The 22,160-nt window shown below is 71.9% G+C and carries 19 protein-coding genes and 1 pseudogene; 8 read left to right on the top strand and 12 right to left on the bottom strand.

The features are described 5' to 3' along the window. The coding region (locus D6689_04975; GenBank protein RMH43526.1) for a S1 RNA-binding domain-containing protein at positions 1 to 802 on the bottom strand (802 nt) is incomplete at its 3' end. An 84-nt stretch (positions 803 to 886) separates the two neighbouring features. On the opposite strand from D6689_04975, the gene D6689_04970 reads away from it, so the two are divergent. The 3 genes from D6689_04970 to D6689_04960 all read left to right on the top strand — a co-directional run bounded on the left by D6689_04970 (position 887) and on the right by D6689_04960 (position 4,214). Continuing rightward, entirely contained in the window at positions 887 to 1,267 is a 381-nt protein-coding gene (locus tag D6689_04970; GenBank protein RMH43525.1) for a hypothetical protein, read from the top strand. 21 nt (positions 1,268 to 1,288) lie between these two features. After that, positions 1,289 to 3,316, top strand: coding sequence for a serine/threonine protein kinase (locus D6689_04965; GenBank protein RMH43524.1), 2,028 nt, complete (start codon positions 1,289 to 1,291; stop codon positions 3,314 to 3,316). Positions 3,317 to 3,419: 103 nt separating this feature from the next. Further along, complete coding sequence (locus D6689_04960; GenBank protein ID RMH43523.1) at positions 3,420 to 4,214, top strand: hypothetical protein; 795 nt, start codon at positions 3,420 to 3,422, stop codon at positions 4,212 to 4,214. Between the two features lie 17 nt (positions 4,215 to 4,231). Here D6689_04960 and D6689_04955 read toward each other — a convergent pair whose 3' ends face one another. From D6689_04955 to D6689_04930, 6 genes are read right to left on the bottom strand one after another with little or no spacing between them, the layout of a single operon-like run. Continuing rightward, complete coding sequence (locus D6689_04955; protein RMH43522.1) at positions 4,232 to 6,481, bottom strand: hypothetical protein; 2,250 nt, start codon at positions 6,479 to 6,481, stop codon at positions 4,232 to 4,234. Continuing rightward, a complete protein-coding gene (locus D6689_04950) occupies positions 6,469 to 7,086 on the bottom strand; it encodes a thermonuclease (protein ID RMH43521.1) in 618 nt (205 codons plus the stop codon). The genes D6689_04955 and D6689_04950 overlap by 13 nt, the downstream gene beginning before the upstream one ends. A 29-nt stretch (positions 7,087 to 7,115) precedes the next feature. Next, a complete protein-coding gene (locus D6689_04945) occupies positions 7,116 to 8,804 on the bottom strand; it encodes a lamin tail domain-containing protein (GenBank protein ID RMH43520.1) in 1,689 nt (562 codons plus the stop codon). Further along, a complete protein-coding gene (locus tag D6689_04940) occupies positions 8,791 to 9,918 on the bottom strand; it encodes a hypothetical protein (protein ID RMH43519.1) in 1,128 nt (375 codons plus the stop codon). Before D6689_04940 ends, D6689_04945 begins: the two co-directional genes overlap by 14 nt. Continuing rightward, complete coding sequence (locus D6689_04935; GenBank protein RMH43518.1) at positions 9,909 to 10,439, bottom strand: lamin tail domain-containing protein; 531 nt, start codon at positions 10,437 to 10,439, stop codon at positions 9,909 to 9,911. Before D6689_04935 ends, D6689_04940 begins: the two co-directional genes overlap by 10 nt. 50 nt (positions 10,440 to 10,489) lie before the next feature. Continuing rightward, entirely contained in the window at positions 10,490 to 12,208 is a 1,719-nt protein-coding gene (locus D6689_04930) for a peptidase M14 (GenBank protein ID RMH43517.1), read from the bottom strand. A gap of 70 nt (positions 12,209 to 12,278) precedes the next feature. On the opposite strand from D6689_04930, the gene D6689_04925 reads away from it, so the two are divergent. Further along, positions 12,279 to 12,506 carry a hypothetical protein gene (locus D6689_04925; GenBank protein ID RMH43516.1) on the top strand — a complete coding sequence of 76 codons (228 nt, stop codon included), beginning with the start codon at positions 12,279 to 12,281 and terminating at the stop codon, positions 12,504 to 12,506. A gap of 66 nt (positions 12,507 to 12,572) precedes the next feature. On the opposite strand, the gene D6689_04920 is transcribed toward D6689_04925, so the two are convergent. Beyond that, positions 12,573 to 13,721 carry an MFS transporter gene (locus D6689_04920; protein ID RMH43528.1) on the bottom strand — a complete coding sequence of 383 codons (1,149 nt, stop codon included), beginning with the start codon at positions 13,719 to 13,721 and terminating at the stop codon, positions 12,573 to 12,575. A gap of 112 nt (positions 13,722 to 13,833) precedes the next feature. On the opposite strand from D6689_04920, the gene D6689_04915 reads away from it, so the two are divergent. Together D6689_04915 and D6689_04910 are read left to right on the top strand one after the other, a co-directional pair. After that, on the top strand, positions 13,834 to 15,189 hold the full coding sequence (locus tag D6689_04915) for a flavin monoamine oxidase family protein (protein ID RMH43515.1): 1,356 nt from the start codon (positions 13,834 to 13,836) through the stop codon (positions 15,187 to 15,189). A 61-nt stretch (positions 15,190 to 15,250) separates the two neighbouring features. Then, the gene (locus D6689_04910) at positions 15,251 to 17,014 is read left to right on the top strand and encodes a long-chain fatty acid--CoA ligase (protein RMH43527.1); all 1,764 of its coding nucleotides are present in this window, start codon (positions 15,251 to 15,253) and stop codon (positions 17,012 to 17,014) included. Between the two features lie 214 nt (positions 17,015 to 17,228). Here D6689_04910 and D6689_04905 read toward each other — a convergent pair. From D6689_04905 to D6689_04895, 3 genes and pseudogenes are all read right to left on the bottom strand, one after another. Further along, positions 17,229 to 18,264: pseudogene (locus D6689_04905) on the bottom strand (threonine/serine dehydratase). After that, a complete protein-coding gene (locus tag D6689_04900) occupies positions 18,180 to 18,893 on the bottom strand; it encodes a DUF1707 and DUF2154 domain-containing protein (protein RMH43514.1) in 714 nt (237 codons plus the stop codon). Before D6689_04900 ends, D6689_04905 begins: the two are co-directional and overlap by 85 nt. Positions 18,894 to 18,932: 39 nt before the next feature. Next, positions 18,933 to 19,550 carry a flavin reductase gene (locus D6689_04895; protein RMH43513.1) on the bottom strand — a complete coding sequence of 206 codons (618 nt, stop codon included), beginning with the start codon at positions 19,548 to 19,550 and terminating at the stop codon, positions 18,933 to 18,935. Between D6689_04895 and D6689_04890 the strand changes: the two genes are divergently transcribed. Beyond that, positions 19,396 to 20,526, top strand: coding sequence for a zinc-binding dehydrogenase (locus D6689_04890; protein ID RMH43512.1), 1,131 nt, complete (start codon positions 19,396 to 19,398; stop codon positions 20,524 to 20,526). The two genes, D6689_04895 and D6689_04890, sit on opposite strands and share 155 nt — an antisense overlap. Continuing rightward, a complete protein-coding gene (locus D6689_04885) occupies positions 20,523 to 21,275 on the top strand; it encodes a hypothetical protein (protein ID RMH43511.1) in 753 nt (250 codons plus the stop codon). The genes D6689_04890 and D6689_04885 overlap by 4 nt, the downstream gene beginning before the upstream one ends. Before the next feature lie 110 nt (positions 21,276 to 21,385). On the opposite strand, the gene D6689_04880 is transcribed toward D6689_04885, so the two are convergent. Beyond that, the coding region (locus D6689_04880; GenBank protein RMH43510.1) for a hypothetical protein at positions 21,386 to 22,160 on the bottom strand (775 nt) is incomplete at its 5' end.

Raw genomic sequence — 22,160 nt, 5'->3', positions numbered from 1 at the left:
GCACCGACAGCGCGATCTTGCGGGGACGCTTCGGATCTCCCGTTTCCTCGATGCGCAGCACGGCCACCTCGACGCGCTGGCCGACCGACAGCACCTCGCTCGGGTGTGCGACGTGACCGAATCCCAGTTCGCTCACGTGGACCATGCCTTCGATCCCGCCGATGTCGACGAACGCCCCGTAGTCGCGTACCGACGTCACCGTGCCGGACACGACCGAGCCGACCTCGAGCGTCTCGAGCGTCTTTTCGGCCTGCGCGCGCTGCTCGTGCTCGAGCAGCGCGCGGCGCGACAGCACGATGTTCGGGCGCGCGCCGCCCTCGTACTTGGCGATGAGAAACGCGAGCCGCTGGCCGACGTAGTCCTCGGCGTGTTCGACGAAGCCGAGGTCGAGCTGCGAGATCGGACAAAACGCGCGCGCCGCGCCGATGCGTACCTCGACGCCGCCCTTGTTGGTGCCGGTCACGAGCCCCTCGACCGGAAGGCCGTCGGCGTACGCTTGCTCGATGTCCTCGTACGACTGGCGGCCGCCGGTGAGGCGCACGCGCAACATCAACTGCCCCGTGCGGTCGTCTCGCCGCGCGACGGTGGCCTCGATCGGGTCGCCGACCGCGACGGCCACGCGCCCCTCGGCGTCGGTCACCTGGTCGATGTCCAGCACGCCCTCGGCCTTGGCGCCGACGTCGACGAACACGTGTTCGGCGCCGATGGAGACGACGGTGCCGCTCACGCGATCGCCCACGCGCGGATCGCGGCGGCGGCCGTACTCGGACAGGAGGGCTTCGAATTCGTTCGGCGCGGTCATGCGGCCGCAGCATAGCGGTCGGGCGCGTGTGTGGCGATGTAAAGAAGTTGCCTACACCCCGGCGCCGGCTCTACGATCCGACTCATGAGCAAGCTACCGGATCGCCGACGGCGGCGGAGTCACGACGTGTTCGAGGCCATCGGGTTCCAGCTCCAGGCCTGTACCGAGGACGCCGGGCTCGATGCGATGGTGGTGGCGGACGAAGACGGGCTGTGTCTGGCCGCCGCCGGGCCGGCCGACCGATGTGGCGAAATCGCCGCGCACCTGCCGATTCTCGGCCGCCAGCCGGGGGGCTTTCGGGGCGTCCTGCTGGCTGACGACGGCGGTATACCCGCGGATGTACAGCGGTTTCTCATCGACGGGAGCGAGCTGTACGTGTGCGCGATCGGTGGGGACGAGGACCTGCGCGCGCGCCAGATTGCGCGGTCGATTCGCGGCTGCGCCCGCATCCTCGCGTCCGTCTGACGGTCGCACTACACTCGCGGGGTGGACTCCCGCGACCGGGATCCCCGCGTCGGCCGGATCCTCCAGGGCCGCTATCGCATCCTCGCGCGGATCGACGAGGGCGCGATCGGCACCGTCTACCGCGGCGAGCGCCTCAAGCTCGGCCGCACGGTGGCGATCAAGTTCCTCCACCCGCGGTTCGCGGCCGACCCCACGTTCATGAAGCGGTTCGAGCGGGAGGCGCTGGCGATGAGCCGGCTGAGCCACCCGCACTGCGTGTCCGTGCTCGACTTCGGCTGCGACGACGTGCCGTACATCGTCATGGACTACGCGACCGGCCGCACGCTGCGCGAGCTGCTCGAGCGCGGCCCGCTGCCGGCGGCCCGCGCGCTGGCCATCGTACGCCAGGTGTTGGCCGGTCTCGCGCACGCGCACGGCCAGGGGATCGTCCACCGCGACATCAAGCCGGCGAACGTGATGCTCAGCGAGGCCACCGGCACGGGAGACCACGCGCGCATCCTCGACTTCGGGCTGGCGACCCTGCGGGACAGCGGGTTGTCCGGCGACGTGTCACAGGGATGGCTCGTCGTCGGAACGCCCGCGTACATGTCCCCGGAGCAGTCGCTGGGCGAGACGGTCGACGCGCGCACGGACGTGTACGCCCTGGGGGTCGTGCTGTTCGAACTGGTCACCGGGCGCAAGCCGTTCGACGGCGACGACGCGTTCGAGACGTTGCGCATGCACCGGGAGGCGCCGGTGCCTCGCCTGACGGAGGTGGCGCCCGGCGCGGCGTTTCCCGACGGGCTGCAGGCGGCGATCGACCGGGCGATGGCCAAGCGCCCCGAGGACCGGTATGCGTCGGCCGCCGAGTTCGCGGCGGCGGTGGATGCGGTCGTTGCCGCCATCCCGGAGCCGAATGCGTTCGCGCGCACGGTTCGGGCCGCGCGCCCGCCCGACGGCGCGGCTGTCGAGCGCGGGCGCCGCCGGCGGGCGGCGGCGGTCGCTGGCTGGATGCTGCTGGCGACCGTGGTGGCGGGAGCCGCGGCATGGTACCGGGTCCGGATCGACGCCGGCCGCGCGGGGCCGGTGGCTGGCGCGGAGGCGGGCGACGGCGAGTGGGGCCGGGCGGACCGCGGGGCGGAGCGCGCGATCGCGGCCGCCGGCGACGCGGTCGACGCGGCTCGGGCGGACCGCGGCGCGGAGCGCGCGATCGCGGCCGCCGGCGGCGCGGTCGACGACGCGGGCGCGGGCGGCGATGGCGTCGCGGTCGCGCAAGGCGCGGCGGACGCGGGGACGGAAGGGGACGGCACGGCAGTCGCGGGTGCCGCGGGCGCGGCCGCCGGCGGCGAGGCGGTTGCAGATGCGACGGGCGCGGACGGGCACGGCGACGCGAGCGCGGCCGCCCGACTCCCGTCGCCGGCGCTCGCGGCGGCCACCGCTGCACCGGCTGGCGCGGCCGCGACGGACCGCGCGCCGCCGGTCCCCGCCGGGGCGGAACCCGCCGCCGACGCCGGTGCCGACGACGAGGGACCGCCGCCGGTTCCCGCCCCGCCCGACGACGCGTCCGAAGACGACGAATCGCCCGACCGAGAGCCTCCCGACCCCGCGCCCCCCGTCGACGTGCGCACCGTCGCCGACGCCAAGCGCCTCCTCGCGGCGGGCCGGCGCGACGAGGCGATCGCCGGACTGCGCGCGTTGCACCGGCGCCACCCGAGGAGCGCCTACATCCCGTATCTGCTGGGCAACGCATACTTCGACAAGCGGTGGTGGACCGTCGGCATGCAGCACTACCGGCGCGCGATCGCCGCCGATCGTTCGTACCGCCGCCGAGCCACGCTTATCCGCAACGCGATCCGCGCGCTCGGCAGCGAAAAGACGAAGTCGCGTGCGATTCGCTTGCTGCTGCGCGACGTCGGCCGGGCGGCGCTGCCTCACCTGCGGCGCGCCGCCCGCGCCGACAAGAACCCGAACGTGCGCCGGCGCGCGGCGTGGCTCATCGACCGCTTGACCGCAAAACGCCCGGCCAAGCGCACCGGCCGGGCCACGCGGTCGAAGCGACGCCGCCGATAGCTGCACCGGTGAATTGGAATCGTCCGGGCGACGCGCGGCGCGCCCGACGGCCGCCAAATGGTTGACTCCGCACCATAGGACAGGGTGGACAAGCAAAGCTGCCGTGCGCAACTGCACCATTGGCATCGTGGGCGGGGTTCCGGGGCTCGACGACGAGGCGAGACGACAGCTGGCCGAACTCGGCACGGTGTGCGACATCGTTCCGCCGAGCGACGGCGCCGCCGCGTGGCACGTCGACGTATTGCTCACGCCGATCTCCGCCGTCGCCGAACGCGGCGTCCAGTTCTTCGCGCAGGCTCATCGCGCCAATCCGCGCAGCCGGTTGCTCGTGGTCGCGTCCCGCTCCGACTTGCCGCTCGCCGCCGAGCTGCTGCACTGCGGCGCGATCGACGTCGCCGAGGCGCCGGTCCACCGAGACGAGTTCGTCGCGCGCGTGCGCGCGCTGCTCGCGGTGGAGCCCCCGTCGGCATTCCACGGGCCGGCGGTCGTCGCCGCGCCGCCACCGCCGTTTGCCGGGCGCAACATGCGGCGGTGCGTGCGGGCCACCATCCCGCCGGAGCGGCCGCTGCTCGTCGCGCTGCGCGGTGCCGACGCCATGGCCGCCGGCGAAGACATGTCCGTGCCGGTGAGCGATGCGCCGGGCGGTTTGTTGCTGCGGGTCAACGAACCCGCCGCAGCCGCGCTGCCGCTGGACGCATGGTGCCGCGGCGAGTCCGCGCCGCTGTCGCTGCGCATCGGCGCCGGTTTGCTCACAATCGACGCACACCTCGTCCGCGAAGCGAGTCCCGCCGCGCCTGGATGGCGCCGTTATGCGCTGATGTACCGCGCGCGCACGGCTGCTGACGTTGCGCGGTTGGCCCGCTATTGGGTCGATCTGCAACTATTGCCGCCGGCGTGACCGGCTTCCGCCCCGGATCAAAACCGCGCCTCGAGTTCGACGAACAGCCAGTGCTCCGGCGACGGATCGCGCGCCGCCGTGCTGTCGCGGTCGTCGAGCCGCTTGCCCATGTCGTAGCGGGCACGCACCCGATAGCGCGTGTCGCGCCGCCACAGCAGCTCCGCGGTCGTCCACACGGACCGCTCGAATCGGTCGTTGACCGATCCCTCGACCAGCGCCGCCAGGCAGTCGCCCGCGTCGCGCGGCAGCGGGTTGCCGTCTTCGTCCTCGAAGTCGTCGTCGCCCAGTAAGCACATGTTCTCGTAGCGATAGCGCGCTCGAAGATGCATGCGCAACGAATCCGTCGCCCACCCGGTCACGCTCGCCCACGCGGACAAATTCTTGAAGAAATCCTGTCCCGTCTCGATCCACTCCATCTGGAGCCGCGTCGCCGCCCACAGCCGCCGCCGAAGTTGCCAGCGCAGCCGGCCCTCGGCCTTGAAGCGCTGCGGATCGCACGGTGCCGTCTCGCCTTCGGCCAGATCCGTCGTATCGAAGTCGCCCGCGACGAATACGCACTGCTGGCCCGGAGCGATCTGACTTTCGTCCGGGCCGACGTTGTTCTGGTACGACAGCCACACGCCGGGCCGCAACGTCGCGGTGGCGTCGTAGTCGGCGCGCCCGTCGAGCCGCACGCGCGGGGACGACGACACCGACGGCTTGATCCACACGTCGGCCGTCGCCCGCAAGGAGAGCCGTTTGGCAATCGCCCCCGTATATTTCACGCGCGCGCCGGCCTCGTCGCGGGCGCGGTTGCCCTCGAACCGATCCGGCGCCGAGATCGGCCGGGCGTAGGGGTTGGCGAAGTCGTCGTCGTAGTAGCGCAAGCTCCCCTCGAGTTCGCTGCGGGAAAACGTCGTCGTTGCGCGCGCAATCGCCGCGAACCCGCCGCCGGCGCCGCGATCCGAGTCGACGCTGCGGGCGATCTCGACGAACAGGTCGTTGCGGCCGCTCCCCCATGCGGCGTCGACGCCCACCGCGCCGAAGCCGCCGCCGGCGGGGTAGCGCGACCACTCCTGAAAGTCGAGCGCGAATCCGCGGGTGAGCCAGGTGACGTCCGCGCCGTAGCCGGTCACGCCGACGTGCGTGCGCTCGTCCCAGAAGAAGCTCGCGTTGCCGCCGACGATGAGTTCGCGAAACATGTCGGGCAGCGTGTGGTAGCTAAACCGCGTCGACCGCGCCAGCGGATCGTCGCCCACCTTCATCACCACGGGGGCGGCGCACTCGTCCGCGTCGCTGCGGGGGTCGTCGCACACGCGCGGGTCGTACAACTCGTACTGGTAGATGTCGCGCGCTTGTGCCGACACGAACGCGTAGGTCTGCAACCAGCCGGGCCCCGCCGGCAAACGCTTGAGCCCGGCGGCGACGCCGAACAGGCCCTCGCTCCAGTCGAAGTCCGGCGTGTCGTAGACGTAGCGGTTGTCGCCGGAGCACGGCGACGGCAACTCGGCCGCTGACTCCTTGCATGCCCGCGTCAACTCGCGCGTGAGGAACACCCGCTCGTCGGGCACGATGCCGTTGGGCGTGTAACGCGTCGTGTTGTCGAACACCAGCCGCTGGCCGAAGCCGATCCGGTACGTGCCGGCGATCGCGTCGACTTCGTCGGTCGACAGCAGCGCGTAGACCTTGGGCAACTCCAATCGGGTCGCGGGCGGCTCGGCGGTGAGCGTTCCGCGCACCGGGTCGTAGCGGACGTCACCGAGCCGGTTGCGCGTCACCGTGCCGACCAGGCCAAACGTGAGATCGCCAGCGCCGACGCGCGCTTCGAGCGCCCCCGGCGGCGGGCCGTCGGTCGACCATACCCAGACGGCCGGCAGGCGCACGAGACCGTCGACGGCGGCGCCGGCCCGCTCGGGCGCCCGGACGATCAGGAACGCGGAAATCGCGGCGAGCTTTCGCTCCGGCAGCACGCCGGCGACGACCAGGGCGGCCGGATCGTCGATGAATCCCGCCTCGGCACGATAGCGCAGGATGGCGTCGACCTCCGCGTAGGTGAGGTTGGGGAGCGCGTACAACTCCTCGCGCGATGCGCGGTTGAGGTCGATCCCGCGCCGGAGCAGATCGAGCAGCGTCTGGTAAGTCTCGTCCGAGATCTCGCCGTCCGCCAGCAGGTTGTACAGGTCCTGCTCGGTGTCGACGTCGATGAACACCTCGTACTCGGCGGCGGCGCTCGGCCTGGCCGACATCGTGTACGCCGCGATCAGTGCGGCCGCCGTCAGTCGTCGCACGTCACCTCCGCGCACTGGCCCCACATGCCGCGACGGGCCGCACGAGCGGCGTCCTCGAGCGCCTGGAACTCCGCCAACCGGTCGTCGCCATTGGGGGGAATGTGAAGCACGCACGCGAACCCGCGGTCGACGAGCCGCGTGTTGACTTCGATGTCGCCGACGGTCACATAGCCGAGTAGCCGGCCGAACATGTCTTCCCGGACGACGTCGAAGTCGACCGCGACCTCCTTGCCCAACACGAGATCGGCGTTGGCCTGGCGCGCCTCGACCGCGTAGCAGTCGCCGGACGACAGCTCCGGCGTGTCGACCATCAGGTAGCGCAGCCGATCGCCGGTATCGAGGTCGACCGTGTCGCCGTCCACGACCGCGGTGACCGTCGCGCGAAACGTCGGGCCGGCACCGGCGTTGCACGCCACGGCGGTCGCCGCAATTGCGCCCACTGCCCCGATCGTGCGCGCGTCGATCATCGCGATGACCTGACGTGCCGGTGACGTTCCCCGACCGAGCGACATCGCGACCCCGCCGGCGGCGAACGGCGCGATGCGCGCGTTCCGTCGGCCTCGGTGACCGGGAAGCGGCGCGGCGACGCGATGTAGATTCGCCATGTCATCACCAGGGGGAGCCGGTCGGGGCCCTAGTTGCAGTCGGGGAGGCCACCCGGCGTCCCGAGATCGCCGGCACCATACGGCGTGGTCGCGGTACACCACGCGGCGTCGTCGTCGGCGTCGTCGTTCGCGCTCGCATCGGCGGGGGGCACGCTGCGCAGCTCGCGTGCCTTGCCGCTGGCGACCGCCGCGCCGGTCCACGACACCTGATCGATGACCGTTCCGTCGACGCCGAGCGACAGGGTCGCGGGCGTCGACGGCGCATTCGGCAGAGACGCCGACATCACCACATCGACGCGCGGCAGGCCTCCGTTCGTCGCGCCGTCCGCGTTGCGCGCGAACACCAAGAAGGTCGAACCGGTCGCGCGGACGCAGTCGGCGCTCGTCACGGTGGTCTTGACCGCACCGTTGACCGCGACCTCGAGGCCGTTGAGGTCGACGTCGCGCGCCGCGTAGACCTCGAACCACTCGCCCTGCGCGTCGGCGACCGCCGCGGGGTCGGGCATCAACTCCGTGATGAACAAGTCCCCCGGTTGCGGAGTGACCACGGGCCGGCGCGCACCGCCGTCGAAGCACGTGCCCGGCAACGCACAGAGGTCGTTCGCCGCGCCCGGCGTGCCGAGGTCGCCGTCGCCGTACGCCGTCTGGCCGGCGCACCAGTTGGCCTCGTCGTCGTTGTCCGCCGGGTCGATGTGGTCCGGGTCGAGGGACAGCGACGCGCCGGTCGGCGACGACGTCCAGGCGATCTCGTCGAGCGCCACGCCGCCGCGTGCGACCACCAGGGTGCCGTTCGAGTTGGTCAGACTGAAGCCGAAGGTGAAGTCGACCTCCGGGAGGCCGCCGTTTGCCGCGGTGTCGGCTCGGCGCGCGAACAGCACGTGCGCTCCCGCGCCGAACCGCAGGCAATCGGGGCTGTCGATCGTCTCGAGGCTGTCGACCGCGCGGCCGACCTGGAGGCCGTTGAGATCGACGTCCGCCATCACCGTGACCTCGAACCACTCGCCGTCCGCATCGCCCACGGCGTCCGGGTTGGGCATCACCTCCGTGATCACGAGGTCGCCGGCGCCCGGCGGCTCGATTGGCCGCGCGGTGCCGCCGTCGAGGCACGTGGTCGCCGCGCTGCACGTGTCGTTGGCCGCGCCCGGCGTGCCGAACTCGCCGGCGATTCCGTAGTCGGACCGGCCGTCGCACCAGTTGGCCGGATCGTCGTTGGCAAGGTAGTCCGGCGTCGCCGCGCCGTCGAGTGTGTAGGATGCGCCCTCGGAGACGGCGTCGTACACGACGCTGTCGATCTCCGTGGCGCCGCAGCGCAGCGCGATCCGGCCGTTGGTGTTGCGCAGGTCACCGAGCGCGTCGCCGTAGCCGTAATCGACATGGCTCGGGCGAAACTCGTCGAGCACGCCGCCGAACACGAAATAGCCGCCGGCCGGCGCCGTCCCGCCGGTCACCACGTGCGTCCGTTCGCCCGTGAGATCGTTTTTCGACGTCACCAGGGTCAGGCCGGTGAGGTCCATGTCCAACCCGGTCGCGTTGTAGATCTCGAACCACTCCTTCGCCTCGTCGGCGCCGGGTAGATCGGCCTGGATCTCCGAGATGACGAAATCGCCTGGGCCGAACACGCCCTCGCAGGAGCCGGTATCGTCGTCGTCGTCTCCGGCCGGGCCACACGCCGCGACCGCCAGCGACAACGCGACCGCACACAAGCTACTTCTGCTCATATTCCTCGAACCACGGCAGGATGGGGCCTCGGATCTGACTGGGCAGATCGATGACCATCTGCAACTCGTACTTCTTCTTCCACTTGTTGTAGTACTTGCTCACTGTGCCCTGGACGCGGATGTATTCGCCGCGCCACCGCTCGATGCGCGACGTGCCAAACACGTCCTTGTCGAAGAAGATCAGCGGAAAGTCGTTGTGCAGGCGGCGGCTGAGCAGGACGCGGTGCGGACCCGTGTCGGACAGCCGGATGTCGCCGACCGTCGCGAGGATCTCGACCGGTTTGCCGATGTGGTCCTCGAGCCGCTTCATCGCGTCCCAGTGGCCGAGCACGATGTAGTCGTCCCGGCCTTCGGCCTCCTCCTCGAACTGTCGGATGAAGTCGGCGCGGATCGTCCACCACCGCAGCCGCTCGTCGTAGTCGGGATAGTGTTGCTTGTTCGGGTCCCAGATGCCGCGCTTCGCGGCGCGCGCCTCCGCCATCGCCTGCATGAACTCGTCGTGGAACCGCCGCGAGTAGCCGTACTTCATGAAGTACGGCGTCATGCCGGCGCGGACGGCCTCGATGTTGTAGTTGACCCACTTGCCGTTCTTCTTGGCGAACACGTACGCGAGGTAGCGCCCGTACCGGCCGCGCATGTCCTTGGGATGATCGCGTTCCAGGCGCACGACCTTCACGCCGTCAAAGAACTTCTTGGCGAACGCGGTGGCCTCGTGGCCCATCGGCGTCGCCATCTTCACCGGCTTCTTCGAATTGCCGCGCTTGACCTTGAGGTAGTACTCCCACCCCATGTCGTACAGGCGGCGGTCCTCCTTGTGCCAGAACTTCTCCTCGGTGTCGATGGCGAGCAGGCGCAGGCTCGTCTTGAGTCCCTCGACCTTGATCGTGTCGCCGTCGACCACGCCGTGCCGCGCGAGCCGGAACTCGCCGATGACGATGCCCGGCTTCTCGAGGCGGCGCAGCGCGTCGGTGAGCTGCTTGCGGTCGTAGCGCTTGGGCGCCGGACCGCCGAACGCGGGCTGAGCGCCGCCGCAGCCGAACGCGAGCGCGGCGGCGACGAGGGATGCGGCGAGGGCGCGCGCGCGCGCGGATCTGACCCCGTGTGTCATGGACATGGCGGATTCCTGGTCCCCGGCGACCCGAGGCCGCCGGTGGTGTCCACGCACCAGGACGAGCCGGTCGCCGCCGGGTCGGCGTCGTCGTTGTCGGCGGCGCTCGGGTCGCGCGCGCCGTCGAACGCGAGCGATCCGTCGCCGGGCAGCCCCCGGACGACGACCGCGTCGATCTCTACTCCACAGGCTTCGAGGCGAATCTGGGCATTGTCGTACAGCTCGTCGTCGAAGTCGACCGCGTACACGTAATCCACGTATGCGTCGTCGGTGCGGCCCAGCACGGCGTAGCCGCCCGGCGCGACGACGACGCCGCGGTCGCGGACGAGGATGCGATCCGGATCACCTCCCATGATGGACTGCAGCACGACGGCGGCGCCGGCCAGGTCGACCGGCTCGGCGGTCGCGTTGAACACCTCGACGTACTGCTCGTGGACCTCCGAGATGGCGAGGTCGCCGGGCGCGACCGCGGGGCACGGCACGTCCAGCGGCTCGCGCTCGCAGGCGGACAGCGCGACCGCCAGCACGAGCGCGGCCGCGATCGGAGTCCCCCGCCCGCCCGTGCGGATCGCCGGCGTCAGGGGACCTCCACGCGCTCGGTGACCCAGCCGGTCCGGCAGCCACCGATGCGGATCGTTACGACTCCGGCGCCGCGCACCGCCCACGACAGGGTGCGCCGGCCGGTGGTTCCCCGGCTGTGCATGTGAAACAGGGCGGCGTTGTGCTTGCCTCGGCCCCAGCCGTCGAGGTGGCCGACGTCCACCCGCGCCGACGCCGGATCGACGAGCGCGCAGCCGTCGGTGGCCACCTCGGCGACCAGCGGTTCGTTCCAGTCGAGCCGGCGCGCCGACGACAACACGTACGTCGGCAGGTAGCCGAGGTTTGCGACGGTGACATCGACGCGGCGCACCACGTCGTCGAGCCGGGCGACGTCCCGAGCCGTGACGCGCAGGCGCGGCGCGAGCGCCGCGACGCGCAGGAACGCGGCGGCCTGGCCGCGACAGACCTCGTCGATGCGTTCGTACGGCGGGTTCCACATGCCCACCCGCGGGTCGAGGCCGCCCACCTCGACCTCGCCGAGTTGCGGATGGTGCGCCGGCCGCCACGGGCGGAACGCGCGGGACGCGTTGTGCTTGGCGTCCCACCGCGCGAGCGCCTCGAGGTGGTCGCGGTCCAGGTGCGTGTAGCGGTCGACGAACCGCTTCGTGCGAGGGAAGCCGAGCTGTTCGAACAGGTCCCACAACTCGACGACGTAGGCGAGGCAGCCCCGCTGGTGGTAGGCGTACTCGGTGAGGTCGCCGTGGAGCGGCTTTTCCGGCTCGTAGGTGAACTCCTCGTAGCCGCTCACCGTCGGGTAGCCGGTGTAGCGCTCGGTCCACTCGGCCACCTGGCGGTAGAGCGCGAGGTCGTCCTGGTCCATCTTGGCGTCCGGCGCGCTGCCCAGCGGTCGGATCGCCACGCCGCCAAACGTGTGTAGGTTCAACCACGCGAAGATGTGCGGCCGCGCGGAAGTAAACTCCAACACCGCGCGCGACTCGGGCTCGCTTCCGGGGAACGCGCCGGCCCCGGCCTGGTCACATTCCGGCGCCCAGTCGTACGGGAAATTGCGATTGAGGTCGATCGGGTTGTCCGACAGGTACGACGGCGTCGGGATGGTACGGCCGTCGAACGGCTCGATGATGCCCTCCGGGTAGACCTTGTAGAACGGGCCGGCGTCGTCGAGTTGGCGCGGGACGAGCAGCCCCGGCACGTCGGGCGACTCGACGAACTCGCCGGTGTCGTCGCGCACGCGCATCAGCAGCGCGAGGCCGTCGCCGTCGATGTCGCGCCGCCGCCAGCGCGGGCGGTTGCGATCGGGCCGGTCGTCGCGCGGGGTCGACCGGACGTAACGCCCGGTCGACAGCACCTCCTCCGCGCCGTCCGGCGACATGCGCGGCAGGACGTAGAACAGCACGTCTCGCAGGGTGTCGGCGACGTGGGGCGCGAGGCCGTGGACCGCGCCATCCGGTTCGGCGTGCAGGCGGATCGCATCCTCGGCGATCGCGAGCGCCACCGACGAGCCGCACAGCTCGGACGCGTGCATGTTGCCGTCGATCCACACGGCCGGGCGAACGCGGTCGGGCTCGCGCCCGATCGTGACCAGCCACAGTTCGCGCCCGGCGCCGGACCGGCCGATCGACGACACGCGGACGATATCCGGAAACGCGTCGGCCCAGCGGTGCACCTGCTCGGTGAGTTCGGCGTAGCGGAGGAACCGGCGGCGGAATCCCGAGGACAACTGGGCGAGATCCCCCATGGAGCGACAAATCATAGCCAAGAATCACTTTGTCGTGGTGCGGTCCCGCCGCGTCGTGCATCCTTGAGGTATGGAACCCGTCAAGCTCCCCCCGGCCCGTGCCCTCCGGGAGGGGTCGCGGTTGGCTCCGCGCCCGCGGGGGCCGACCGTCGCGACCCGGCTGTCGTACGCGATGCGCCGCGCCCGGCCCGGCGCGGCCCTCGTCCTCGCGTACGCCTGGGGCCTGTTCCCGTTGATTGCGCCCGTGCTGCTCGCGTTCGGCCTGGCGTGGGGATCGGCCCTCGGCGCATCGCCGTAACGCCCGTCACGAAATCGCCGCCGACCGCCCGCGCAGGTGGCATGCACCGGCGGCGGAGCCCGGCCGTCATCCGGCGACGGCCGATGTGCGCTCAAGTTCGAGGCCGCGCGTCTCGGGTAGCAGCGCGTACATGAGCGCGACCGCCAGCAGCGGGAACACCGCGGTGGCCGCGACCACCGGACCGAGCGCCCCGACGTGGTCCGCGACGTTGCTCACGATCGCCGGCGCCGCGACGTAGCCGACGCGGCCGAGCAGGTTGTTGCACCACGCGAACGCATCCGCGCGCATGTGCGTGGGAAACATCTCGGTGGTGAGCGCGTTGAGCACCGACGGCATCGCGCTCGCGCCGAACACGCCGAGCACGAGGGTGGCGGTGAGGGGCCAGCGGCCGTCGAGCGTGTAGCACAGCGCCGTCCCCAGCGCGCCGACGCCGAAGATCACGGCGCCGCCGTGGCGGCGGCCGATCGCGTCGAGCAGCCGGCCGGACACGAACACCAGCGGCAGCGACGCGACGGCGGCGATGGCGATCGACGCGCCGGCTTCGCCGTCGGTGAGGCCGGCCTCCGTGACGGCAAAGTCCTTCCAGTACGCGACCGCCACGTTGGAGCTCATGTACATCAGACTCCACAGCGCGGCGAGCTTGAACACGGTGCGCCGGTGCGGCGTGCGAAAGATGCGAAACAGCGACTGCGCGCCGGTGTGGCCGGCCGAGCGCTCGCTCTCGAACCGGCGCGTCTCGCGCAGCCCACGCCGGGCGTACATGATGAGCAGCAGCGGCGGAATCGCGACGAGGTAGACCGTCCGCCACCCCCACGGCGCCCGCACCAGCAGCGGCGCGACGCCCGCGCACACGATCGCGCCGAACGCGTTGCACGCCTGGATGACGCCGATGACCGCGCCGCGCCGCGCGGCGGGAAACTCCTCGGCGGCGAACACGAAGCTGATCGCCCACTCGGCGACGAGGAACACGCGCGCGAGCGCCTGCACCGCCGTGTACGTGTACGGGTCGGGCGCGAGCCCGGACAGAAACGTGAACGACGTGTAGCCGGCGATCGTCGCGGTCAGCATCGGCCGGCGACCGACGCGATCGGCGAGCCGCACGAGCGCGTACGCGGCGATCGTCCCGAGGCTGATGACGGAGTACATGTTGCCGGCGAACGACTCCGACAGCGACCAGTGCGCGCGCAAATGCGGCCGCACCTGGCCGAACGCCATGAAGTCGAACCCCTCGAAGAAGGACGCGACGCTGAGGAAGGCGAACAGCTTGCGCTGATAGGGCGTAAAGCGCTCCCCTCCCACGCTCCGCACGATATACGATGGCCCCGCGATGGCCAAGCTCGCCGAGTCGGTCGATGTCGCGATCGTGGGGGCTGGACTGTCCGGTTTGGAAGCCGCGCGCCGCCTGCGCCGCGCCGGCGCCACCGTGGCGGTGCTCGAGGCGCGCGACCGCGTCGGCGGCCGGCTCGAGCGGCGCCGGTTCGGCAGCGCATGGTTCGACCTGGGCGGCCAGTGGATCGGCCCGACGCAGGACCGCGTCGCGGAAGCCGCGCGCGAACTCGGCTGCGGCACGTTTCCGACGCACCACCGCGGCGATACGCTCCTCGACCTCGACGGCAAGCTCGCGCGCTACCGCGGCGCGATCCCCGCCGTGTCGCTGCCCAAGCTGGTCGACCTGCGCCACGCGCTGTGGCGAGCGGACGCCATGGCGCGCCGCGTCCCGCTCGGCGAGCCGCCCGCGGCGCGGCGAGCCGCCGACTGGGACCGCCAGACGGTCGCCCAGTGGCGCGACCGGACGCTGCGGACCGCCGGCGCCCGCAAGATGGTCGACGTCGCCACGCGCGTCGTCTTCGGTGCCGAGCCGGAGCAGCTGTCGCTGTTGCACTTTCTGTTCTACGTGCACGGCGGCGGCAGCTTGCGCCGGCTCGTCGACATCGAGGACGGCGCGCAGCGCACGCGGTTCATCGACGGCGCCGCCGGCTTGGCCGAGCGCATGGCGCGGCGACTCGGCGACGCGGTGCACCTCGGCCGGCCGGTCACCGCGATCGCGCAGACCGGCGACCGCGTGCGCGTCGCGGCGGGCGCGGGCGCGGTCGCGGCCCGGTTCGCGATCGTTGCGGTGCCGCCGGCGCTCGCCGCGCGCATCCAGTTCGATCCGCCGCTGCCGGCCGAGCGCGACCAACTGCTGCAGCGCTACCCGATGGGATCGACGGTCAAGGTGTTCGCGACCTACGACGAGCCGTTTTGGCGCGCGGGGGGGCTGTCGGGCGAGGTCGTGTGCTGCGACGGGCCGCTGTCGGTCGTGTTCGACAACACCTCGCACGACGGCGCGGTCGCGTGTCTGCTCGCGTTTCTGTGCGGCCGCGACCGCTGGCGATGGTCGCGGCTGCCGGCGCCGGAACGACGGCGCACGGTCGTCGATGCGCTCGCGCGCTATTTCGGCCCGCGCGCCCGCGATCCGATCGAATACGTCGAAAAGGACTGGGACGCCGAGCCGTGGACGCGCGGCTGCCCGGTCGGCGGCGCGGGGCCGGGCGTGTGGACCGCGCTGTCCGCGCCGCTGCGCGCGCCGGTCGGCCGCGTGCACTGGGCGGGCACCGAGACGGCGACGGTGTGGAACGGGTACATGGACGGCGCGCTGCGCGCCGGCCAGCGCGCGGCCGCCGAAGTCCTGCACCGGCTGTAGCCGATTTCGGCACGGCGGCTGCCGAACAATCGGTATAGTCCGCCCCGTGGGAGCGACGACGATTCCGGCGAGGGTGTTCGACAACGCGAAGCGCTACTCGAACCGGCCCGCCTACTACGTCAAGCGGGGCGGCGCGTGGCAACCGACGACGTGGGCCGGCTACGCCGACGAGGTGCGCCGCGCCGGCAAGGCGCTGATGGCGCTCGGCGTCGGCCGCGGCGACACGGTCGGCATCCTCGGTTTCAATCGACCCGAGTGGGTCATCGCGGACGTGGCGTGCATGGCGATCGGCGGCGCGCCGGCCGGCATCTACACGACGTGTTCGCCGCCGGAGGTGGCCTACATCGCGCGCCACGCCGAGGCGCCGGTCGTGTTCGTCGAAAACCGCGGCCAGTACGACAAGGTCGCCGCCCGGCGCGACGAGCTGCCCGACCTGCGGTGGATCGTGACGTTCCGCGACGCCGAGGCGATCGACGACGACCAGGTGCTGTCGTGGGACGAGTTCCTGGCGCGGGGCGACGCGGTCGACGACGCCGCGTTCTTCGCCGAGCTGGACGCGCTCGAACCCAAGGGGCTCGCCACCCTCATCTATACGTCCGGAACGACCGGCCCGCCGAAGGGAGTCATGCTGTCGCACGAGAACCTGGCGTGGACGGCCGACTGCTTGCGAACGATCAACGGCGGCACACCCGACGACGTCGGGCTGTCGTATCTGCCGCTGTCGCACATTGCCGAGCAGATGATGACGATCCACGGTCCGGCGACCACCGGATCGTGCGTCTACTACGCCGAGTCGATCGACAAGGTGGCCGACAACCTGCGCGAGGTGCGACCGACCGCGATCTTCGGCGTACCGCGCATCTGGGAGAAGATTCACGCCGGCATCGCCGCGAAACTCGACCAGGCCACCGGCGTCAAGGCGGCGCTCGTGCGGTGGGCGCGCGGCGTCGGCACGCGCGCGAACGCGTTGCGTATGCGGGGCCGGGAGCCGTCCGGCCTGCTGGCGCTGCAATACGCGCTCGCGAACCGGCTCGTGTTCGCCAAGCTCAAGCAGGCGATCGGGCTCGACCGCGGGCGCTCGTTCGTCAGCGGCGCCGCGCCGATCGGGCGCGACGTGCTCGAGTTCTTCGCGAGCCTCGACATCGTGATCCAGGAGGTCTACGGGCAGTCGGAAGACTGCGGGCCGACGACGCTCAACCTGCCCGGCCGGACGAAGCTGGGCACGGTCGGCCCGCCGATCCCCGGCGTCGACGTGCGCATCGCCGACGACGGCGAGATTCTCGTGCGCGGGCCGAACGTGTTCCTCGGCTACTACAAGGACCCGGACGCAACCGCCGAGGTGCTCGAGGACGGCTGGCTGCACAGCGGCGACCTCGGGGCGCTCGACGCCGACGGCTTTTTGACGATCACCGGCCGCAAGAAGGACATCATCATCACGTCCGGCGGCAAGAACATCGCGCCCAAGAACATCGAGGAAGCGATCAAGACCTGCCCGCTCGTGTCCGAGGCCGTCGTCATCGGCGACCAGCGCAAGTACCTCACCGCGCTCGTCACGCTCGACGAGGAGGCGGCGCGGCGGTTCTGCGACGAGCGCGGCCTCAACAGCGTGCCGCTGCACGAGCAGCCGGCGATCCGCGCCGAGATCCAGTCGGTCGTCGACGCGATGAACCGCGACCTCGCCAAGGTGGAGACGATCAAGAAGTTTGCGATTTTGCCGCGCAACCTCACGGTCGACGACGGCGAGTTGACGCCGACGCTGAAGGTCAAGCGCCGCATCGTCAACAAGAACTGGGCCGACGTGATCGAGTCGCTGTACGCCGAGTAGGGGTTGTCCCCGAATGCAGTGCGCCCCGGGCGAATGCAGTGCGCCTCGGGCGAAGTCGATGGAAACCCAGGCACGGCGCGACGAAGGCGCCCGGTGGGCTCAAGGTGCTGAGGAGCAACGCAGCAGGAGCTGGCAGGGACACAGCACGTGGTGTGCTGTAGTCGGGGAGCCCGAGTCGCCGCGCGCGGCGCCGCCGGTCGCGCCGCGTCGCGTGTCACGGCGCGTGGCGCGCGAGCAGGTCAGCCAGCGTCGCCGGCGCCACGTTGCCGCCGGACAGGATCACGCCGACGCGTTCGGGCGAGCCCGGCAATCCGCCCCGGAGCGCCGCCGCCAGCGCGGCGGCGCCCGACGGTTCGACGAGCACCTTGGCCGCCATCAGCAGCGCGACGAGGGCGCGGCCGATCTCCTCGTCGGTCACCGTCAACGCGCCGGCGACGCGCGCGCGCGATGGCGAAGTTGCGCTCGCCCACCTGGCTCGGCTTCAGGCCGTCCGCGATCGTCGGCCCCGGGTCGACCACCACGCGCTCGCCGGCCGCGAGACTGCGGCCCATCGCGTCGCACCCGACCGGTTCGACCGCGTAGATGCGCGTCGCCGTGCCCTCGCACGCCAGGCACGCCCCGGCGATCAGTCCGCCGCCGCCGACCGGCACCAGCAGGGCGTCCAGCGGCCCCGCCTCGTCGACCAGTTCGAGGGTCGCGGTGCCCTGACCCGCGATGACGTCGTCGTCGTCGAACGGCTCGATCACGGTCGCGCCGGTCCGCGCCGCGATCGCCATCGCCGCTTCGCGCCGCTGCGTCGATGTCGTGCCGACCAGATGGATTCGCGCGCCGAGCGCCTCGACCGCGCGGCGCTTGATCGCCGGCGCGTCGACCGGCATCACGATCTCGGCCGGGATGCCGTGGCGCCGGGCCGCCAGCGCCACGGCCTGGGCGTGGTTGCCGGAGCTGTAGGTCACCACGCCGCGCGCGCGCACGCCGGGCTCCAGCCGCATCACCGCGTGTTGCGCGCCGCGCGCCTTGAACGCGCCGACGAGTTGAAGGCACTCCGCCTTGAGCCACAGCTTGGCCCCGGCCGCCGCGTCGAGCGCGTCGCTGCGCAGCACCGGCGTGCGCTGCACGCGGTCGCCGAGCCGGCGCGCCGCCGCGACGACCTCGTCGCGACCGATCACTTCTTGCCCTCCAGTCGCCGGGCCCGCTCGCGCTTCGCGCGCGCCTTGCGCTCGCGCCGCCGCCGCCGCCGCGCCGCCCATCCCGACTCGCCGGGCAGTCGCTCGACCACGTCGATGCCGCCGAGCACCGCGACGCCGGTGATGACGAGCCGCGGCGCGTCCGGATCGGCGGGCGGCTCCGTTCCGGCGTCGCCGCCGAAGCCGCCGAGGATGCCCGCGCCGTCGACCTCGACGTGCAGTCCCGGCGGCACGATCACGTCGATGCCGCCGCACAGCGCGAACAGGGACACGCGGTGTTCGCCGGGCGCGAGGCGCGCCTCGCGAAAGTCGATGTCCGCGCCTCCGAACGCCGCCCACACGCGCAGCTTGCGCGGCACGACCCACGCGCCCTTGCGGTCAGCGCCGCCGAACACGGCGACCACGGTCTGGCTCGCCGGCGCCGCGCCGGCGAGCACCGGCGCGGCGGGCTCACCGGCGCCGCGCGCCATCGCCGCGGGAGCGCGCGGCACGATCGCGCGAGCCTCGGGCGGCACGTCGATGTCCGCGACGAGGCGATCGAGGTCCGCGACGGTCGCCGCGCGTTCCGCCTCGCCGACGCGCCGCTCGAGTTCGTCGACGCCGATCACGTCGTGCGCGTAGCACGCGCTGATGTGCTCGATCGCGCGCTCGCGCGCGGCGCGCAGTTCGCGATCGTCCCGCTCGCGTGCCATGTCGGTCACCGCCGCCCGTCCCGGGTCGCGCCGGTCACGTCACCACGACTTCGGCCGGCTCGTGATGTCGCCGTAGGCCCCGCGCCAGTACAGCAGCGGCTTCGCGTTCGGGTCGGTGTGCGTCGACCGGATCTCGCCGATCAGGATGTCGTGGTCGCCGCCGGACACCACGTCGCGCAGCTCGCACTCCATCCACGCGAGCGCGCCCGGGAACACGGGGCAGCCGGTCGCCGGGCCGGCCTCGTGGGCCACCGCCGCGAACTTGTCGTCGGCGCGGCTCGCGAACGTGTTCGACACGCTCTCCTGGGCGTCGCTGAGCACGTTGACCGCGAACTTGCGCGCGCCGGTGAGCGCCGCGAGGCTTCCGGCCCGCTTGTCGATGCACACCAGGCACAGCGGCGGGTCGAGCGACAGCGAGCTGAACGCGCTCACCGTGAGCCCCCACTTGCGCCCGTCGCCGTCTACCGTCGTCACCACCGTGACGCCGCTGGCGAACGAGCCCATGACCGCTTTGAAGTCTTCCTTCGAGATGGCCGGCATCGCAGGCGAGTGTAGCCGGAACCGGCGCCGGCCGGCGCGGCTTGGCCGTGGACATCGCGCCCGGCACGTGTATGCTCGCCGCGTGAAGGCCGTCGTCCTGCACGAAACCGGTCCCATCGACAACTTGCGGTACGAGGAGGTCGCGACGCCGCAGCCCGGCCCGGGGCAAGTCCTCGTCGAGGTGCGCGCCGCGGGCGTGTGTCACCGGGACGTGATCGATCGCCGCGGCGGCTTCCCGTTCATGAAGAAGCCGGTCGTGCCCGGGCACGAGTTCGCCGGCGTCGTGACCGCGGTCGGCGACGGCGTGACCGACTTTGCGGTCGGCGACCGCGTCGTCAATCTTCATCGCGCGCCGTGCGGCGAGTGCGACTACTGCCGGGCCGGCCACGAGCCGTGCTGCCAGCGGCAGATGGCCATGTACGGCCTCACCGTCGACGGCGGCTACGCCGAGTTCGTCGCCGCCGACGCCGGCAGCCTCGTGCCGCTGCCCGCCGGCATCCCGTTCGAGCAGGCGTGCTTTTTGGCGTGCACTGCCGGCATCGCGCTGCGCGGCCTGGCGAGCCGCGCGCACCTGCGCCCCGGCGAGCGCGTGCTCGTCACCGGCGCCTCCGGCGGCGTCGGCCTTCACGGCATCCAGGTTGCGAAGGCGCTCGGCGCGACCGTCGTCGCGGTCACGTCGTCGCAGACCAAGGCGGAGATCCTGCGCATGTACGGCGCCGACGACGTCGTCGTGTCGACCGACGGCGCGTTCAATCGCCGCGTCGATGGCGTCGACGTCGTGCTCGAGTGCGTCGGCGTGCCGACCCTCGAGGCGTCGGTGCGATCGTGTCGGCCCATGGGGCGCGTCGTCGTCGCCGGCAACGTCACCGTCGACCGCTATCCGGTCAACCCGGGCTATCTCATCCTCAACGAGATCGCCATCGTCGGCACGCACGGCTGCACGCGGCGCGACCTCGAGCAGGTGTTCGACTGGGTGCGCGCGCGCACGCTGAGGCCGGTCCTCGACGAGACCCTGCCGCTCGAGCAGGCGCGCGAGGCGCATCGCCGGCTCGAAGCCAAGGCGGCGTCCGGCCGCATCGTGCTCACGCCGTGACGGATCCGGCGGTCGCTGACCTCACGCCGGTCGCGGACCGCTGGCCGGACGTCGCCGGCGACTTCGCTGCGATCGTGCCCGGCGGGACCATCGCGCTGCGCACGGAGGACGCGTGGTTCGCCCGCAAGTACGCCGAGGGCAGCCGCGTGCGCGCGGTGGACGTCGTCCCGGCCGCCGGCGGTACGACCGTGGACGCACTGGCCGCGGCGGCCCGCGACCGCGCCCGCACCGCCGGTTGGCGCCTCATTCATCGGGACGACGCCGCCGGCACCGACGTGTTGCGCCGCTACGTGCGCCAGCTCGTCAAGCGCGTCCCGCAGTTTCTGCGCATCGCGCCGGTCACGGTCGACGTGGGCGGGGCCGCCGTGTGCGCCGTCCGCATCGACATCGAGACCGGCTGGGTCCGCCACCGGCTCGGCGCCATCGTCGGCCGCCGCATGATCCACGAACTCGTGCGAGCCACCTGGGGCATCGGCGATCCCGAGCGACGCGTGGCCGTCGAGGTGATCCGCGATCCCGGCGACCTCGCCGAGGACCGCATCGTCCGCGAGACCATGGAGCTGCCGCCGCGGCACGACTGGCGCGACCGGTTCGCCGCGCACGGTCTGGCGCCCGTCGACGGCGACGAGCGCCAGTGGCTGCGGCGCGACCGGTTCACCAAGGGCGTGCTCACCACGGCAGCCGCGCTGCGCGACGACGGCGCCGCGATCGTGTCCGTCGAACTCGACCGGGCGCAGCGCCTCCGCTGACGCGCCGCCGGCGGGCGCGCCGGGGCGCGTCGCCTCGGCGCGCGGGCCGTCGCCGCGGGGCGCGGGCCGGCGCGGCGGCGTGGGCCGTCGCGGCGGCGTGGGCCGGCGCCCTATTGCAAGCTGACGGTGATCGTGTAGGGCCGCCGCAGCCGCTCGGGGAGTTCGTCTCCCTGGTCGGCGCTGATGTCGTCGTATGTGTCCTCGTACACCCGAAGCGTGTAGCTGCCCGGAGCGACCGGGGTCTCGCCCTTGACCACGGCGCCGCGGTTCCGTTGAGCGAATATCTCGACCTCCTCGCGGTCGGCATTGTACAAACGGGCTGTCACCCACATGCCGGGCGGCGTGTCGGCGATCCGGACGCGCAACGTCCCCTTGTGCGGCACCTCGAGGCGGTACGTGTCGACTTCGTGCGCAGGGCCGTTGGCCATGCGGCTGAAGTACGCCTTGTGCGGCGCGTCTAACGCCAGCGGCGTCGCCTGCTCCGGGGTCTCGTTGGGCTCGTCGGGATCCTCGAGGGGGATGGCCTCGATGTCGATGCGATAGGGCGTTGGGCCGCTGGAGGAGGAATAGAGAGTTCCCTTGGCTTTCAGAAAGAGGGTGGTCGCCGGGGCTACGTGGACCCAGCACGCCCCGCGCTCGCCCTCTTTCGCGTAGGCACGGGCGGGCAACTCCTCGCGGTCGGCGGTGAAGCCGTGAAATTCGACCGTGTAGTCGGCCTGCTCGACCGTCGTGACCGTCACGCGGTAGATCGTCCCCGCCTTCGGCTCCGCGGGCACCCGGAGCACGTAGGCGTCGACGTCGTCACTCGCCTCGACACAGCCCTGGATCGTACCGGGCTCGATCGGCGTGGCGTCGGCGAACTCGCCGGAGATGTCCGGGGCGCCG

This window comes from Deltaproteobacteria bacterium, assembly GCA_003696105.1.
Taxonomy (GTDB): Bacteria; Myxococcota_A; Polyangia; order Haliangiales; family J016; genus J016.
The sequence above is the reverse complement of the archived record's forward strand: the minus strand, read 5'-3'. Positions and strand labels throughout refer to the sequence as shown.